The organism is Cyanobacteria bacterium FACHB-DQ100 (assembly GCA_014695195.1).
Taxonomy (GTDB): Bacteria; Cyanobacteriota; Cyanobacteriia; order Leptolyngbyales; family Leptolyngbyaceae; genus Leptolyngbya.
The window spans coordinates 1151812-1167021 of sequence record JACJNW010000028.1 but is presented as its reverse complement, the minus strand read 5'-3'; the positions used below and the strand labels follow the sequence as shown (position 1 = coordinate 1167021).

Annotated in this window: 14 protein-coding genes; 9 read left to right on the top strand and 5 right to left on the bottom strand. The window is 48.7% G+C overall.

The genetic code is table 11. The annotated features are described in order from the left end of the window. Window positions 1–111 precede the first annotated feature (111 nt). The gene (locus tag H6F51_16615) at window positions 112–657 is read right to left on the bottom strand and encodes a DoxX family protein (protein ID MBD1824106.1); all 546 of its coding nucleotides are present in this window, start codon (window positions 655–657) and stop codon (window positions 112–114) included. A 483-nt stretch (window positions 658–1140) separates the two neighbouring features. Here H6F51_16615 and H6F51_16610 point away from each other — a divergent pair, with 483 nt between their 5' ends. Continuing rightward, window positions 1141–1476, top strand: a complete 336-nt coding sequence (locus tag H6F51_16610) for a hypothetical protein (protein ID MBD1824105.1) — start codon at window positions 1141–1143, stop codon at window positions 1474–1476. 59 nt (window positions 1477–1535) lie between these two features. After that, window positions 1536–2978 (top strand): alpha/beta hydrolase, encoded by a 1443-nt coding sequence (locus H6F51_16605; protein MBD1824104.1) that lies wholly within the window; start codon window positions 1536–1538, stop codon window positions 2976–2978. Window positions 2979–2999: 21 nt separating this feature from the next. Here the strand turns inward: H6F51_16605 and H6F51_16600 are convergent, their stop codons facing one another. Further along, complete coding sequence (locus tag H6F51_16600) at window positions 3000–3506, bottom strand: hypothetical protein (GenBank protein MBD1824103.1); 507 nt, start codon at window positions 3504–3506, stop codon at window positions 3000–3002. 223 nt (window positions 3507–3729) lie between these two features. Here H6F51_16600 and H6F51_16595 point away from each other — a divergent pair, with 223 nt between their 5' ends. Beyond that, window positions 3730–5925, top strand: coding sequence for a DUF839 domain-containing protein (locus H6F51_16595; protein ID MBD1824102.1), 2196 nt, complete (start codon window positions 3730–3732; stop codon window positions 5923–5925). Window positions 5926–6186: 261 nt separating this feature from the next. Here the strand turns inward: H6F51_16595 and H6F51_16590 are convergent, their stop codons facing one another. Beyond that, the gene (locus H6F51_16590; GenBank protein MBD1824101.1) at window positions 6187–6936 is read right to left on the bottom strand and encodes an MBL fold metallo-hydrolase; all 750 of its coding nucleotides are present in this window, start codon (window positions 6934–6936) and stop codon (window positions 6187–6189) included. 103 nt (window positions 6937–7039) lie between these two features. Between H6F51_16590 and H6F51_16585 the strand changes: the two genes are divergently transcribed. The 6 genes from H6F51_16585 (at window position 7040) to H6F51_16560 (ending at window position 13430) form a co-directional block, all read left to right on the top strand. After that, entirely contained in the window at window positions 7040–8524 is a 1485-nt protein-coding gene (locus tag H6F51_16585; protein MBD1824100.1) for a site-2 protease family protein, read from the top strand. A 4-nt stretch (window positions 8525–8528) separates the two neighbouring features. Further along, window positions 8529–9785: an ATP-binding protein gene (locus tag H6F51_16580; GenBank protein MBD1824099.1), complete on the top strand. Its 1257-nt coding sequence runs from the start codon at window positions 8529–8531 to the stop codon at window positions 9783–9785. Further along, the gene (locus H6F51_16575; protein ID MBD1824098.1) at window positions 9785–10192 is read left to right on the top strand and encodes an acyl-CoA thioesterase; all 408 of its coding nucleotides are present in this window, start codon (window positions 9785–9787) and stop codon (window positions 10190–10192) included. Before H6F51_16580 ends, H6F51_16575 begins: the two co-directional genes overlap by 1 nt. Window positions 10193–10256: 64 nt before the next feature. Beyond that, window positions 10257–11021 carry a type I methionyl aminopeptidase gene (gene map / locus H6F51_16570; GenBank protein MBD1824097.1) on the top strand — a complete coding sequence of 255 codons (765 nt, stop codon included), beginning with the start codon at window positions 10257–10259 and terminating at the stop codon, window positions 11019–11021. A 57-nt stretch (window positions 11022–11078) separates the two neighbouring features. Next, window positions 11079–12440, top strand: coding sequence for a ribosome biogenesis GTPase Der (gene der / locus H6F51_16565; GenBank protein ID MBD1824096.1), 1362 nt, complete (start codon window positions 11079–11081; stop codon window positions 12438–12440). A gap of 3 nt (window positions 12441–12443) precedes the next feature. Further along, the gene (locus H6F51_16560) at window positions 12444–13430 is read left to right on the top strand and encodes an energy-coupling factor transporter transmembrane protein EcfT (protein MBD1824095.1); all 987 of its coding nucleotides are present in this window, start codon (window positions 12444–12446) and stop codon (window positions 13428–13430) included. A gap of 54 nt (window positions 13431–13484) precedes the next feature. On the opposite strand, the gene moeB is transcribed toward H6F51_16560, so the two are convergent. Beyond that, complete coding sequence (moeB, locus tag H6F51_16555; GenBank protein MBD1824094.1) at window positions 13485–14663, bottom strand: molybdopterin-synthase adenylyltransferase MoeB; 1179 nt, start codon at window positions 14661–14663, stop codon at window positions 13485–13487. An 83-nt stretch (window positions 14664–14746) separates the two neighbouring features. Beyond that, window positions 14747–15181 (bottom strand): M67 family metallopeptidase, encoded by a 435-nt coding sequence (locus H6F51_16550; GenBank protein MBD1824093.1) that lies wholly within the window; start codon window positions 15179–15181, stop codon window positions 14747–14749. Window positions 15182–15210: the final 29 nt, after the last annotated feature.

The window sequence follows — 15210 nt, the reverse complement described above, 5'->3', positions numbered from 1 at the left end:
GGTTGAAAGGTATTGTTGTTTTTGTATTACCAAAAAGATAGAGGCGCTGCGGATCATACAGACCCAGCAGCGCCTCATCCGACTATTCAACGCTCGATCGATCACGACTCTTTACGACTTAGCGACATCAGTTTGCTTCTGCTCAGCACTAGAAGCTTGATAAGCTTGCTCTAGGCGCATAAGCTGTTTTGCTTGGGCTGACAAAGCATTCGTATCCAACCAGTTTGCAATCAAGGCATCGGTCGAGAATAACCCTGCTCCATTCACGGCAAACACCAGAAAACAAGCGGCGTAAATTGCGGATAACTCTAGATAAGTCAGATTCAAGCCCGCTACGAGGATGTGATGATACATCGCAACACACATTGTACCGAATAATCCTAAGGCTGCTGGACGAGTCAAAAAGCCGATGACCAGCAAGGGTGCACCGATCGTTTCAGTGAGGGCAGCGAGATAGCTAAACACGATCGGGAAGGGTAGCCCGATGACCTCGACATAAGCATGAGCAAAGCTTTCAATATCGGCGAACTTGTCGAGTCCATTGTGGATCATCATAATGCCCAGGACAGTTCGCAAAATCGCCCAGACCGTTTGCGACCAGAAGTTAGGCGTAACAGTCGGTTTCAGAAGCGTCGTTAGAAAAGCAGAGGGTGCCATAGGTTTAGGGTTGCGCTGTGAGAAAAAGTATTAAATTACATTAACTATAGCATTAAGAAACGTAAAGAGACCCTGACTGTGCAGTGTGGCTTCTAAGCAATAAGGCTCTAAAACTTGCTCTCTTTCTTTTTGAACAGAATCCTGCTGAGGCGTGGAAATTCCTGGAAATCGGGAGCTTGAGATTGGGTTATTTTTTGAATGACTTCTGAAAGCGAAACCGTAATCTATCGCTCTGATATTTCAGTCTTTAGATAGAAAATCTTACAGCGAACTTTACTTTTCTTAATATCATGGTTAAGGTTTGTGAATAGAGTTAACAGTCTTCTAGGTAGATCCTTTCAAAAATGCCTCAGCAGCCCTGCCCTTGGTATACCTGTTTGGTATACCAAGGGCAGAGTGGATACCCTTCACTTCAAAGGCTAAGGCATGTCTACGGAGGGGCTTAGTCTTTACTAAATGAGCAGAATCTAAAGGATAAGAGTGATGAAAGTTCAGAAATTCGCGCCTGTGATTGCCGCTTTTATTGGCTGCCTCTTCTTTATTACCATTAACCTTGTGGCTCCTCAGAGTGCTGCAAGTAGCCCACAACAATCTCACTATTTGATTAAGCCCCTACAGGTCGATCGTGTCTTGTATGTACAGCCAAGGCTATCACTAGGCAATCTAGCACCGGACTCGCTATTAACAGCATTAGAAGAGATTTCACAGCGTTACGCGATCAAAGGCTCCAGGTTATATACTCGGCAGGTCAATGGTCGAGAAATTCCAGGGTTGTTGGTGTTTACTGCGCCGCTAACGGCACAGATAACAAATGACTAGCTCCATTCAACTAAGCTGAGATTGATATCTTTCGCTGCTTTTATTAAGGAACACCTGACTTGAAACGATCGCGAATTGGCCTACTTATTCTAGCGGTGCTGCTGATTGCGCTGTCCTGGTGGGGCATCTTCACAGCCCGCGCAGGATTAATTGTGCGTCCCTTGAATCAAGAAGGAGTTCCACTGCTCTATCTTGCACCAAAGTCAGCGAAGTCTGTTCCGGGAGTGTTAGTTGCACATGGTTACTCTGGTTCAAAACAGTTGATGCTGACTTACGGATATGTATTATCTCAATCAGGCTATGCAGTCATGCTTTGGGATTGGGATGGTCATGGTGCAAACCCAAATCGTTTGCATTCTGGTTCACTCCAGCGTAACTTTCAAACGGCTTGGAATGCGATCGCACAGCAGCCAGAAGTAGACCGTTCTCGACTTGCGGTGCTGGGGCATTCGATGGGAAGTGGAGCCGTGATGGATGCTGCGATCGAGCATCTGAGCGATTTTTCTGCAACTGTTGCGATCTCGCCCACGGGCGCGACTGTAACTGCGGATCGACCCCGAAATCTACAGCTACAAGCGGGCACTTGGGAAGGTGGATTTATTCGCAATGCAGAACGCATCCTTCAGCAAGCAGGCGGCACCAATTCGGATACCGCATCAGAACGAGGGCGCGAGTTTGTCTTGGTGCCCAATGTGGAACACATCACGATTTTATTTAATTCAGTCAGTCACACTGCGGCACGCCACTGGCTCGATCGCACCTTTGGACAGCAACAGCAAAGTCAGTACGTCGATCGTCGGATGCTTTGGCAAGGCGTTCATCTCGTGGGATGGATCATGGCGCTTACTGCGGTGATGCCAAGTGTACGAATGAAGGGCGAAGTTTCTGCGATTTCAGCAGTACAGCGCTGGGGTGGTTTGATTTTATCGTCGATCGTGCCGACCCTTGGGCTTGTTTTACTGAATCGTGTGATTGATCTGCAAACGCTGGGTGGTGTTCAAGTGGGTGGAGCCGTCGCGCTTTGGTTCTTGATGGCAGGGGCAATTTGGCTGAGCGTGTTGCGCCAAATTCCGCCACTGAGATTACGAGCGGTGGGCGTGGGAATCGGTGTGTTTACAGTGTTATGGATTGCAGTCGGAGCGATGGCACAGGTTGTATGGTTGCAGTCGGTGTCGACTCCGGAGCGGTTGGTTGTTTGGGGAGCAATCGCGATCGCGTCACTGCCTTGGTTTCTTGCAACTGAAATGACGCAGCAAAATCGAACGCCAGCACAACGGATCGCTTGGGGAGTTGCACAAAGCATTGCCCTCATTGGCGGGTTTGTGTTGGTACTGCAATTTCTACCGCAGCTTGGATTTATGTTTTTGCTGCTGCCGTTGTTCCCGGTATTAATCAGTTTGTTGTCGATCGTCTCCGCGCAAGTGCGAGAGAGTTGGAGTGTTGCAATCCCTAGTGCGTTATTTTTCGCATGGCTGTTAGCCGCAGGGTTTCCGCTGGCGTAGTCCTGCGATCGCGATACTCATTTAGGGCGCTTGAAATTGCGGCGGATTGTCTTGGATCTTCCGAACTAAACCGCGCCGCTCTGCGTGTTTAGTGGTGATTGCAACACTTCTTCTTGCTTTTGAGATATCAGCTTGATCAAACGCATCATAAAGCTGATTAATGAGATCGTCGATCGACAGCGGATGCTTCTCATCTGCAAGAACCTGCACGATCGCGTCCATTGGTTTGGCTCCTTTGAACTTTGCCTTGAGTGCTGTTGCGTCGAAGGCTGATTGATCAGATTTAGCAGATGTTGCTTTAGGTTTGGAGTTCGACGCTTCGGGCTGGGATGCCGGTACGGTCTGACTGCTCCGTGAAGCGCTGGACTGGCTGTCTCCTAAAAGTGAGTTAATATAACCGAGCAAGCGATCGATTTCTGCCTCAGCTTGCTTACTAACCGCTTGAACAATTTCGTCTTGCTCGTTCAGTAAACGGTCGCGGGTTTGCTCTAGTTCAGCTTTGAGGGAGTCGTTAAGAATAGGAGGCACTGTAGATTCCTTAATTTGAAGCGCATTTACTTCGATTGTAGTGCGATTCGCTGTCTTTGATGTCTCTTGTCTACTACTAATTTTAGTTTCTGAAGAGTCTGCTACCTTTTCTAGTGGGTTAGAGTCTAGTGGGTAAGACGAGCTATCTTTTACCCAGCCTTAACCCTGAATGACTAAGTTTTCTGCTAAGACTGAGGCGAAAACCTACTGGGGACATCCCTCTATGCCGATGAAACGTCGGAATCTTCTTCTACTTCTGGGTGCTGCGGCTGGCACAACTGCGATCGGTAGCTTGGTGAAAAATAGTCAAAAGTTTTCGATGCCGTTTCAATCGACAGAAACAAGCGGGACTTTGACGAATCTCAGCTTTAAGCCAATTCAAAGTCCGATGTCACTGCTAACTAATGTTAAAGCTGTGACTGCGTTTGAGATTGTGGATGATTTGGTTATTCCAGAAGGATTCTCTTATCAGGTGATTGGGGCTTGGGGCGATCGAATTGGTGATTCCCGGTTTGGCTACAACAATGATTACTTATCCTTTGTCGAGACAGCTCCGAATGAAGGCTTTTTGACAATTAACTTTGAGTACATTAGCGCGATTCCGTGGTTGCAATCTTACTCAAAAGTGTTGGGCAAAGCGCTCCCGATCGCCGCAGTTGAGCAAGAACTCAAAAAGAAAAAAGCACTCAACGCCCTTGCTCTACCCGAAAAAAGTGCGCTCAAAGCTCAGATTGCAACTATTTGCAAAGAAGCGTTGATTGATCAGGGCATGGGTGTCATTTCGATTCGTAAGACTCCAGACGGCAAGTGGGAGCGAACCTTCTCAAACGTCGATCGACGCATCACCGGAATCTCAGGCTTAGAAGATAAACGTTACCTTAGCTGTACTGGCGCAGCAAAAGCTGTGTTTCAGAAGAAAACGGGAACAGGGTACATTGATAAACTGGGCGATCGGATCATCGGGACATTTGGTAACTGTGCGGGCGGTACAACGCCGTGGGGAACTGTTTTGAGTGCGGAAGAAAACATTCACATTCAAGTTCCTGAGCCAGTTTATGCTGATGGCACATCGTTTCCGCCCGATCGCGTGACGTTCAGGATTAACGATGAGGATGTTTCTGGACAAGGTAATGTTTTTGGATTGTCTGGTAACAAATACGGCTGGATTGTTGAAGTTGATCCAGCTAACCCGAACGACTATGGAACTAAGCATACTTGGCTCGGTCGCTATCGCCATGAGGCAGTCGGGGTGAGAGTTGAGGCGGGAAAACCCTTAGCGTTTTATTCCGGGTGCGATCGACGCAGTGGACATATCTATAAGTTTGTCAGTCGTGATTCAGTGAATGATCCGAAAGATAAAGCAAATTCCCGCTTATTAGCCGATGGAATGCTTTATGCTGCGAAGTTCAACGAAGATGGTACAGGACGCTGGATTGCACTTAAACCTGATACTGCGGTTAATCCTGAAGATCCAGCCACGATCGTTGGAGGTATGATCAATCTCCCAAAACGCCCAGAAGGTGGATTTATTAGTATTCGCAGTAGAGGTGCGATCGACCAGTACAAGCGGCGATTCAAAACGCTAGGCGATCTCTATGAAGGCAATCCGACAGAAAAACAAGGTGCTATTTTGATCGATGCTCACTATGCTGCAAATGCGTGTGGTGCCACCTGTACGGCTCGACCCGAAGACACCGAGATTGCTCCAGATGGCTCTCTGTACATTTCTTTTACTTCTGGATCGTCAGATAGTCGAGATGGTGGTGCAGATAAGCGTGTGTTTAAAGGCCCGAAAGGCGAAACCCCTTATGAACACGGGTTTGTCATGCACTTAATTGAAGACAACAATGACCCTGCTGCACTGTCTTTCCGGTGGACAATGTTAGCAATGGGCGGCGAACCGACTGCGGGTGGTGCAGGCTTCTCAAATCCTGATAACTTACTGATTGATCCGGATGGTCATATTTGGATTGTTACCGATATGTCTTCAGACAAGTTAAACAAAGCGGTTCCAAGGCGGATTGATAAAAATGGAGTCCCAACCAGCCAATCCAACTTACGCGGACTGTTCGGCAACAATAGCTTATGGTTTGTGCCCACATCGGGCGCAAATGCTGGCAATGCTTATCTGTTTGCAATGGCTCCGATGGAAGCTGAATTAACTGGCCCGTTTTTGAGCCGCGATCGTCAATCCCTCTTTCTCGCTGTTCAGCACCCCGGAGAAAGCAACGGCATTCGTCAAAATATGAAGTCCGAAACCCGCAAATTTGCCATGAAAACGACAGACGGCAAAGACTTCACCCAATCGCGCCAAGTTCCGATCGGTTCTAACTTCCCCGATAAAAAAGCAAACGCTGTACCCAAGCCTTGTGTCGTGGTAGTGACGAGGAGCGATCGCCAGAACATTACATCCACCTAGTCTTGCAGAATAGTCTTGCAGAAGCTTGGTCATACTTTGCAGGATTGACATCCGCTTCAACTATTTCAGTGGATAAGCCTAAACATAAGACCCCTGATCCGCCCCCACCCCTCTCCTGTGGGAGAGGAAGCCAGAAGTCCAGTTCCCCTTCTTCCTTGGGGAGAAGGGGCGAGGGGATGAGGGTCTTCATTGAGTAGCAACGCGATTAATTGCTACGATCGCGAAATCGAAAATCGTGCTTAAGCCTTCTGTAAAAACGATTCAAAAGGTTGCAGCCTGAATCAGACAGGCTTCAAGATCGAGTTTTGCCAATCTGGAGTAAGCTTGCTCGATCGCAAACTTCCCCCGCAGCAGCCCAGAACTCGCACCGGGACAAATAAAGTGCAATGTCTCTGAATTGAACATTTCTAAAAGCTTCCGGACATGACGAATCTGGCGGTTCCAGTGAAATGTTTTCGCCGTTCTGAGCGGAACGGGATCGCCTTGCGCATTCGGGAGCAAATGGCGACCGGAGAATAAAATCCCACCCAAGGCAGCGTAATACACACAAGCTGATCCTGGAGAATGTCCCGGAGTCCAGATCACTTGCATCTCCGACATATCCCCGTGAGCAAGCGAAGCGAGCGACAAGCTCTCTCGAAACGAACTCACCGCCATATTGGGCAGCAAATACGCCTCTTGCTCCTGCACAATCACCTCACAGCCAAACACTTCTTGGATCTCACGCACCTTTCCCATCCCGCCGCGATGCGTGATGACTAATTTGCTAACTCCGCCCTGAGCATCGAGAAACGATCGCGTGTTTTCATCCCAAGCCGGACAATCGATCAATAAATTTCCATCTTTTCTTACAATGAGGTACGCGGTACCACCGAGCGTATCCCGATTCGGCGGAAACGCGAAAACTGGCGTGACGCTAGATTCTGGAAAAGTTTCCGCTGAAAACACTAGACGCGGCTGTTTCGGAGTGCGGGACTGTGGCGTTAAAGGAATCGGAGATTCTGGTGGCACAAGCTTCTCGATCGGTCAAACTAAAGAATATGGCAAGTCTGCCATCGTTGATTGTGCCAGATCGCGTGATTTCCATCTATGCCCCCTGTCTCATCCTTTGGTCATGATTTGGCTTTTGCTTCTCGGATTGCTCACTTACCTGTTTATTACCCAATGGGTTGCCAGCCTGACGCGCACACCGGTTTGGGCACTGTGGTTGGTGGCGATGCTGCCTGTGTTTGTCATGGTGGTGTGGACGATCGCGTTTCGGGGGCAAGCGATGCCGATGCCATATACGATCGTGCTGTTTGCGGGCTGTTTGGTGCTGTATTTGTATCTGATTCAGCGGGGGCGAATTGCGCGATCCGGGCAGGATCAGCGCTGGGCAGCGCTGGATACTGCGCCCTCTGCACCTCCCAAGCCTGCATCTGAGCTACAACCGCCGAATCTAGCAAGCTTGCGTCCGCTCAATCCCGCCGAAGAAACCAGTTTACAAACGTGCTTTCCTTGGTCGGTGTTTTATCTACGGCACTTGGAATATCATCCGCAGGGCGTGGTTTGTCGGGGGCAGTTACGTACCTCACCGGAAGTCGCTTATCAAACGGTGCGGCAGAATGTTGAGGCACAGTTCGGAGATCGCTTTCATGTGATTTTTCAGGAGTATTATCCGGGAGAGCCGTTTTTTGAACTGGTGATTAATCCAGCGGCAAGCGTTGAGTCAAAGAATTCGAGTCCGCTGATTCGTCCTGGATTTGCGATCGCGCTGATGCTTTTGACGGTATTTACAACCACGTGGGCGGGGCTGCAAATTGTGGGACGGGTTCCGACGATCGCGGCGCTTTTAGAAAATGGATTGCCTTATTCGATTCCGGTTTTGATCTTTTTTGCAGCACGAAGTATTGGGCAATTTGTCACCGCTCGTAAATTTCACATTGCAATTACGCTGCCGTATTTTATTCCGATTATTCCACTGCCGTTTTTTCCCCTGGGAACGATCGGGGCATTTACGCAGTTAAAGTCTCCAATTCCACATCGTAAGGCGCTGTTTGACATTGGGCTGGTGGGTGCGTTTTTGGGGTTGAGCGTGAGTATTCCGTTATTCGCTTGGGGATTGGTGCAGTCGGGGGTTGTGCCGCTACCGAGTCAGGGCGGACTCTTTCAGTTCCAAGCGCTTGATCCGAGAGTTTCGATCGTGCTTGCGGTGTTTAGCAAGTTGGCGATCGGGCGTGATTTAACTCCCTATGCAGCACTGCGGCTGCATCCGGTGGCGATCGCGGGTTGGGTTGGGATATTGTTTACTGCGTTTAATTTAATGCCGATCGGTCAGTTAGATGGCGGACGGATGATTCATGCTGTGTTTGGGCGACGGGTCGGAGCCAGGATCGGACGCATTTCTCGATTCTTGCTATTAGGGTTTGCGATTGTATATCCACATTTGTTGCTGTGGACAGTGTTATTGTTTTTGCTGCCTGCGTTGAATGAACCGACGCTGAATGATGTGATTGAAGTCGATGGTTTTCGCAATGCGGTGGGGTTGATGGCGTTGGTGATTTTGATTCTATTGGTGTTACCTGCGCCGAAATTTTTAACGACTGTGTTGGGGATGTAGTTGAATGGTAAAAGTACGATCGTTACCTGAGAAATGTCTGTCGCTGTTAATCTACCGGGATTTGTTAGATGATCCGGTGTTATTAGCATTTCGCACCGCTTTGAGCGCGCTCGATCGTCCAGAGATTGCAGCGGCGAGCTACAGTGAATGGTTTTCAGAATTGGCAAAACGGAACCAAGGATGGCGCGACTATTTGCTGAATCGGATTTTAGCTTCAGAAAATCCGCTGACATACCAGCTTCGTCGCGGCGAAATTCTCAAAGAACTGATGGAAGCAGCAAAGCACGATTTAAGAATTCTGCAACGGTTTTATGAATGCGGTAGTCAGCAGTTTTATCAATTAATGAAACACAAGACTGCACCTTGGGTTGATTACATTCCTGATACAGAAAGCAGCTTAAGACAAACGCAAATTAGACAAATTCAGAAACAGCTTGAATCGCTACAAGATTGGTCGAACGCGCTTCCAGAATTAATCGAGTTTTATCGCCGCTTTGGGACAGGAGTTTTTGCTGAGTACCGTGCATTTCGTTGGCAAGATGGGCAATTGAATGCGATCGCTAATCCCGATCCAATTCAAGTCGATGCCTTAGTCGGTTATGAAACTCAGCGCGATACTTTGCTGCGAAACACCGAATTTCTGCTGGCTGGATTGCCTGCGCTGCACATTTTGCTATATGGCAGTCGTGGTTCAGGAAAATCGTCGCTCGTGAAATCGCTGCTCGGTAACTATGAGAATCTCCGCCTGATCGAAGTGCCAAAATCCGAATTGAAAGCGTTACCGACGATCGTAGAACGCTTGCGGGATCTCTCCCAGAAATTTGTCATTTTCGTGGATGATTTATCTTTTGAAGAAGATGACGATGCTTATAAAGCACTGAAAGTGGTATTAGAAGGGAATCTCACCGCTCGACCTCAAAACGTGGTAGTTTACGCCACTTCAAATCGACGGCACCTAATTCGAGAATTCTTTGACGATCGTCCCCGTCCAAAAGATGCCGACGAAGTGCATCATTGGGATACGGTGCAGGAGAAGCTATCGTTTAGCGATCGCTTCGGTTTAACCCTGACGTTTGAGCCTGCGGATCAAACCACTTATCTGAAAATTGTTCATCATTTAGCAAGCCAAGCTCAGATTGAATTGAGCACTGAAGATCTAGAATTCAGATCGTTGCAGTGGGCAACTCGGCATAATGGACGATCGGGCAGAACTGCCCGTCAATTTATCGACTTTCTTAAAGCTGAACTGATGATTTCCTGATGCAATTTACTTATTCTCGATCGATTCGCTTTTCCGACACCGATGCAGCAGGAGTGGTGTATTTTGCAAACGTTTTGAACTTCTGCCACGAAGCGTATGAAGCCTCTTTGACCGCAAGTGGAATTAATCTGCGATCGTTTTTTTCGGGTCAAACCATTGCGGTTCCAATTGTTCACGCTGAAGTCGATTTTTTTAAGCCGATGTTTTGTGGCGATGAAATTACGATCGCGCTCACTCCAAACTTATTAAAACCGAGTGAATTTGAAATTTCTTACCGTTTGTTTCAGGAGCAAACGATAGCAAAAGCGCTCACCCGCCATGTTTGTATAAACTCTCAAACGCGATCGCGGCAAGACCTCACACCCGATTTGCTGCACTGGATCAATGGCGATCGTTCAGTTCAATAGAAAACCGTTTAAAATCGAATCGCTCTAGCTCAAAGCTCAGAACAGTTCTCGCTAAAATGTTGGTATGGAACAAGAAGTTATCACCCTCCTTTCGAGTCGCGAAATCGAAAAAATGCGCCGAGCCGGAAAGCTTGCAGCGCAGCTATTGAATCACTTAGAGTCCTTCGTCAAACCCGGTGTCTCTACATTAGAACTCAACGACGAAGCCGAACGCTGGACACAAGCCCACGGAGCCAAAAGTGCTCCTCTTGGCTACAACGGCTTCCCCAAGTCCATCTGCACTAGCGTTAATGAGGTCGTATGTCACGGCATTCCCAACGCCAAGCAAGTGCTGAAAAATGGAGACATTATCAATATTGATGTGACGCTGATCGTCGATGGCTATCATGGCGACACCTCAAAAATGTATTTCGTCGGAGAACCATCACCGTTAGCAAAGCGTTTGGTCGAAGTGACTGACAAATGCCGACAGCTAGGCATGGATGCGGTAAAACCCGGTGCAAGAATTGGGGATATTGGCGCAGCGATTCAAGAATACGCCGAATCTCAAGGCTTTTCAGTCGTGCAAGACTTTGTGGGGCATGGAATTAGCCATATTTTCCACACGGCTCCCCAAATTCCGCACTATGGCAAACGCGGTACCGGGAAAAAGTTGCGTCCTGGAATGGTATTTACGATCGAACCGATGATCAACGAAGGCACCTGGGAAGTCGAAGTCATGCCCGACCAATGGACAGCCTTAACAAAAGATCGCAAACTCTCCGCCCAATGTGAACATACGATCGCCGTAACCTCCACAGGCTACGAAATCTTGACGCAAGCTGACTAAGGAGAGATTGCGTTACAATGATGTGCTGGCTTAAGTCAATCCCTGTCTCTCAAAAATATGTCATTGCCGATCGTTGCCATTATTGGTCGCCCGAATGTGGGCAAGTCTACGCTTGTGAACCGTCTTGCTCAGGTGCAGGATGCCATCGTGTTCGATGAACCCGGTGTGACCCGCGATCGCACCTACAAACGAGCGTTTTGGCGCGATCGAGAATTCCAAGTTGTTGATACGGGCGGACTGGTGTTTGATGATGACACCGAATTTTTACCCCTGATTCGAGAACAAGCAATGGCGGCTTTGTCAGAATCGTCCTCGGCGATTTTTGTTGTGGATGGACAGGCGGGATTAACTCAAGCCGACGAGGAAATTGCTCAATGGCTGCGTCAGCAGCCTGTTCCGGTTGTGCTGGCGGTCAATAAGTGTGAATCGGTAGATCAAGGCATTATCCAAGCCGCAGAATTCTGGGAATTAGGGCTGGGTGAGCCGTATCCGGTTTCCAGCATTCACGGAAGCGGTACAGGGGACTTACTCGATCAGGTTGTCGAACACTTACCCACCACCCTTGAAATCGAAGAAAATCCTGAAACTAAAGTCGCGATCGCAGGTCGCCCGAATGTGGGTAAGTCGAGCTTACTTAATGCGTTTGTCGGCGAAAATCGCTCGATCGTCAGTCCCATCTCAGGAACGACGAGAGACGCGATCGACATGGTAGTTGAGCGCAACGATAAAACCTATCGCTTGATTGATACTGCCGGGATTCGTAAGAAAAAGAACGTAGAGTACGGCCCCGAATTTTTTGGAATCAATCGAGCGTTTAAAGCGATCGATCGTTCTGATGTGGTGCTCCTTGTTATCGATGCCCTAGACGGCGTAACCGAGCAAGACCAAAAGTTAGCCGGACGAATTGACGATGAAGGGCGCGGCTGTGTGGTGATTATTAACAAATGGGATGCAGTCGAAAAAGACGCGCACACCATTTATGAATATGAGCGTCAAATCCGCGATCGCTTGCATTTTGTCGAGTGGGCAGAAAGCATTTTTATCAGTGCCAAAACGGGTCAGCGCGTCGAAAAGATTTTTGAACTCGTCGATCGTGCCGCCGAACAACACAAGCGCCGAGTTTCAACGGCTGTAATCAATGAAGTGCTAGAAGATGCGCTGTCTTGGCACACGCCACCGACCACAAGACAAGGACGACAGGGCAAGATCTACTACGGAACTCAGGTAAGCAGTGCACCTCCGACGATCGCGCTATTCGTCAATGATCCCCATCTGTTTAACGACAACTACCGCCGTTATATCGATCGTAAATTCCGTGAATCTTTAGGCTTCCAGGGTACGCCGCTCCGATTACTTTGGCGGGGCAAGAAAGTACGGGAAGTCGAGCGGAACACAGCGAATCGAGCAACGAAGGTTTAGCGTATGGATTTACTGCGATCGCTGCCGTTAGGGTTGTATCTCGAACAGCCGATCACCTGGATGCACCGGCTCGATCCACGGGTAAAGCTGGCGTGGTTGATGAGTTTTCTAGCAACTCCCTTACTGGCGAGTGCAGAATGGCGGTTGCTGCTCGTGGGTGTGTTGATTGTACTAACTCTAGCGTCTCGGATTCCGCTCCGAGTCTGGCGGCAGCAGATGGGCTGGCTGTTATTGCTGGCGGTCTATGTGTTTTCGCTGGTTGCAATCGCGCCTGATGGTTTGAGTGTTGAGCCGCGTCCTCGACTGCCTGAAAATGAACTGGCATTTGTGCAGCAACCGAACACGGTTCCAAAACCCGCACCGCCGCAGTCTTGGTTCAATCCATTTCAAGCAGCGCCCAAAGAGCAAACCCAACTTGCCAATCAGTTAAAGCGCCCAGAGTTGAGACAACCGACAGACTATCAGTATGTGATCTTTCAGCGTGGGCCGATTCGAGTGACTCGGCGATCGTTGGATCTGGCGATCCGGGTTGGTACTTTATTGTTTACGCTGATCTACAGTACGAACTTATTTTTGCTTACAACTGCTCCAGAAGAAGTCACCGCAGGATTGGAAGATTTGATGCGTCCGTTGCGTCGGTTTAATGTTCCGGTGACTGAAGTTGCATTGACATTAACGTTGTCATTGCGATTCATTCCGCTGGTGTTGGAGGAATTTCAGAATTTGATTCGATCGATTCGCACTCGTGCTATCAATTGGAAGAAGTTAGGATTTCGCCGCACGATTCAGGTGTGTTTATCGGTTGCAGAGCGATTGTTGCAAAATCTATTGCTGAGAGCAGAGCAGATTGCGAGTGCGATGAAGGTTCGTGGGTTTACCAGTCCGAATCAGCATCGAGTGGAATGGCACCAGTTGATTTTGAAGCGGTTTGATTGGCTCGCGTTGGTTGTTTTGGGTGGATTTTGGGCAGCAAGGCTGGCGTTTGGATAACACAAAAAATTGGGGCAATTGCTGTAAATTGCCCCAACTGCATTTTCAAGCCGTTTAATATTCCGGTACAGAGGGATCGACTTCGCGACTCCAGGCAGTAATTCCGCCTTTCACGTTGATCCCATCAATCCCAGCCGATTTGAGAATACCGATCGCTTTTGCCGATCGACCTCCCATTTTGCAGTGAGCAATCAACTTGTGTCCGTTGAGCAGTTCTTTCACTTTCTCAACGCCATTTCCGTTCTCGATATCTGGTAATGGAATCAAGACAGAACCGGGGATCTGAGCAATATCGTACTCATTGGGATTGCGGACATCGAGCAAGACGTATTCTTGACCGATCGCGCCACTGTCGATCAGTTGCTTCAATTCCTGCACCGTAATTTCTTGCATACTTGCTTTTGCCTGTTCTTCAGCCGCTTTTGCTTGCGGAATTCCGCAGAATTCCTCGTAATCCACTAACTTCTCAATCACAGGGCGCACCGGATTCGGACGCAGTTTAAGCTCCCGGAACTTCATCTCTAGCGCGTTGTACAACAACAGTCGCCCACTGAGCGTGTTGCCTTGTCCGAGAATGATTTTCACCGCTTCAGTCGCCTGAATCGTTCCGATAATGCCGCACAACACGCCTAAAACACCGCCCTCAGCACAAGAAGGCACCAATCCGGGTGGCGGGGGTTCTGGATAAAGATCGCGGTAATTTGGCCCGCCCTCGTAGTTAAAGACCGTCGCTTGTCCCTCAAACCGGAAAATCGAGCCGTACACATTCGGCTTATTCAACAGCACGCAAACATCATTCACGAGATATCGCGTTGGGAAATTATCGGTTCCGTCGATCACCAAGTCATAGGGTTCCGCAATTTGCAGCGCATTCTCAGAACTCAATCGCGTCTCATACAAATCCACTTGACAGGTTGGATTAATCTCAAGAATTCGCTGTTTTGCCGATTCGATCTTGGGCTTACCCACCCACGATGTCCCGTGAATAATTTGGCGATGCAGGTTAGAACTATCGACCACATCAAAATCGACAATTCCAATCCGTCCGATCCCGGCTGCTGCTAAATACAACAATAGCGGTGATCCCAGTCCGCCTGTTCCCACACAGAGAACGCTTGCCGCTTTGAGTTTTTTCTGTCCATCCAGCCCGACTTCCGGCAAAATAATATGCCTGGAATATCGGGCGTAATCATCATTGGTTAACTGGATTTCATCCAGATTTGGGTTTAGCATGGTGCGTCGCTGAACAAGTTGACAAAATCAATTCGATAGCTTTGCTACACAGGTACGTGTTCGCTCGAATTAGGGAAGTTCCTTCAGGTGATCAAGAGTTCTTCCGGTTGGAAAACCTGTTGATCGTCGAGGCTCCAGCAGCGAAGGTCAACCGATTTGCCTTCAGACACTGACACGATCGCATAACTATAAGCCGACCATGCCGCTGCACGATCGCATTCTGAAGGCACTGCTGGCTGATCCGGATGTGAGTGATAGATCCCAATAATATCGAGACCTTGCGATCGAGCTTCTTTCATCGCTGCCAGCATTTCTTCTGGTGCAATTTCATATTGACGCTTTCTGGTCAGACCGCTCTCGTCGTCACTCCATCGATTCTCCGTTGCTTTCACTTCCATGACGGTTTTCCCAGTGGGGTCACTCTTGCCCAACAGCAAGCCGCAGCACTCGTCTGGATAGGTGCGCTCGGCATGAACACGAATGCTCACAAGATGCTGAGAGTTGAGTCTGAGAATCACGACAGGATGAAGAATCGCAAGCCAAATAT

What these genes read in the sequence shown, in the direction of transcription:
- H6F51_16615 (MBD1824106.1), bottom strand. Translation starts at nt 657, where the DNA reads ATGGCACCCTCTGCTTTTCTAACGACGCTTCTGAAACCGACTGTTACG.
- H6F51_16610 (MBD1824105.1), top strand. Translation starts at nt 1,141, where the DNA reads ATGAAAGTTCAGAAATTCGCGCCTGTGATTGCCGCTTTTATTGGCTGC.
- H6F51_16595 (MBD1824102.1), top strand. Translation starts at nt 3,730, where the DNA reads ATGCCGATGAAACGTCGGAATCTTCTTCTACTTCTGGGTGCTGCGGCT.
- H6F51_16585 (MBD1824100.1), top strand. Translation starts at nt 7,040, where the DNA reads ATGATTTGGCTTTTGCTTCTCGGATTGCTCACTTACCTGTTTATTACC.
- H6F51_16580 (MBD1824099.1), top strand. Translation starts at nt 8,529, where the DNA reads ATGGTAAAAGTACGATCGTTACCTGAGAAATGTCTGTCGCTGTTAATC.
- H6F51_16575 (MBD1824098.1), top strand. Translation starts at nt 9,785, where the DNA reads ATGCAATTTACTTATTCTCGATCGATTCGCTTTTCCGACACCGATGCA.
- map (MBD1824097.1), top strand. Translation starts at nt 10,257, where the DNA reads ATGGAACAAGAAGTTATCACCCTCCTTTCGAGTCGCGAAATCGAAAAA.
- der (MBD1824096.1), top strand. Translation starts at nt 11,079, where the DNA reads ATGTCATTGCCGATCGTTGCCATTATTGGTCGCCCGAATGTGGGCAAG.
- H6F51_16560 (MBD1824095.1), top strand. Translation starts at nt 12,444, where the DNA reads ATGGATTTACTGCGATCGCTGCCGTTAGGGTTGTATCTCGAACAGCCG.
- moeB (MBD1824094.1), bottom strand. Translation starts at nt 14,663, where the DNA reads ATGCTAAACCCAAATCTGGATGAAATCCAGTTAACCAATGATGATTAC.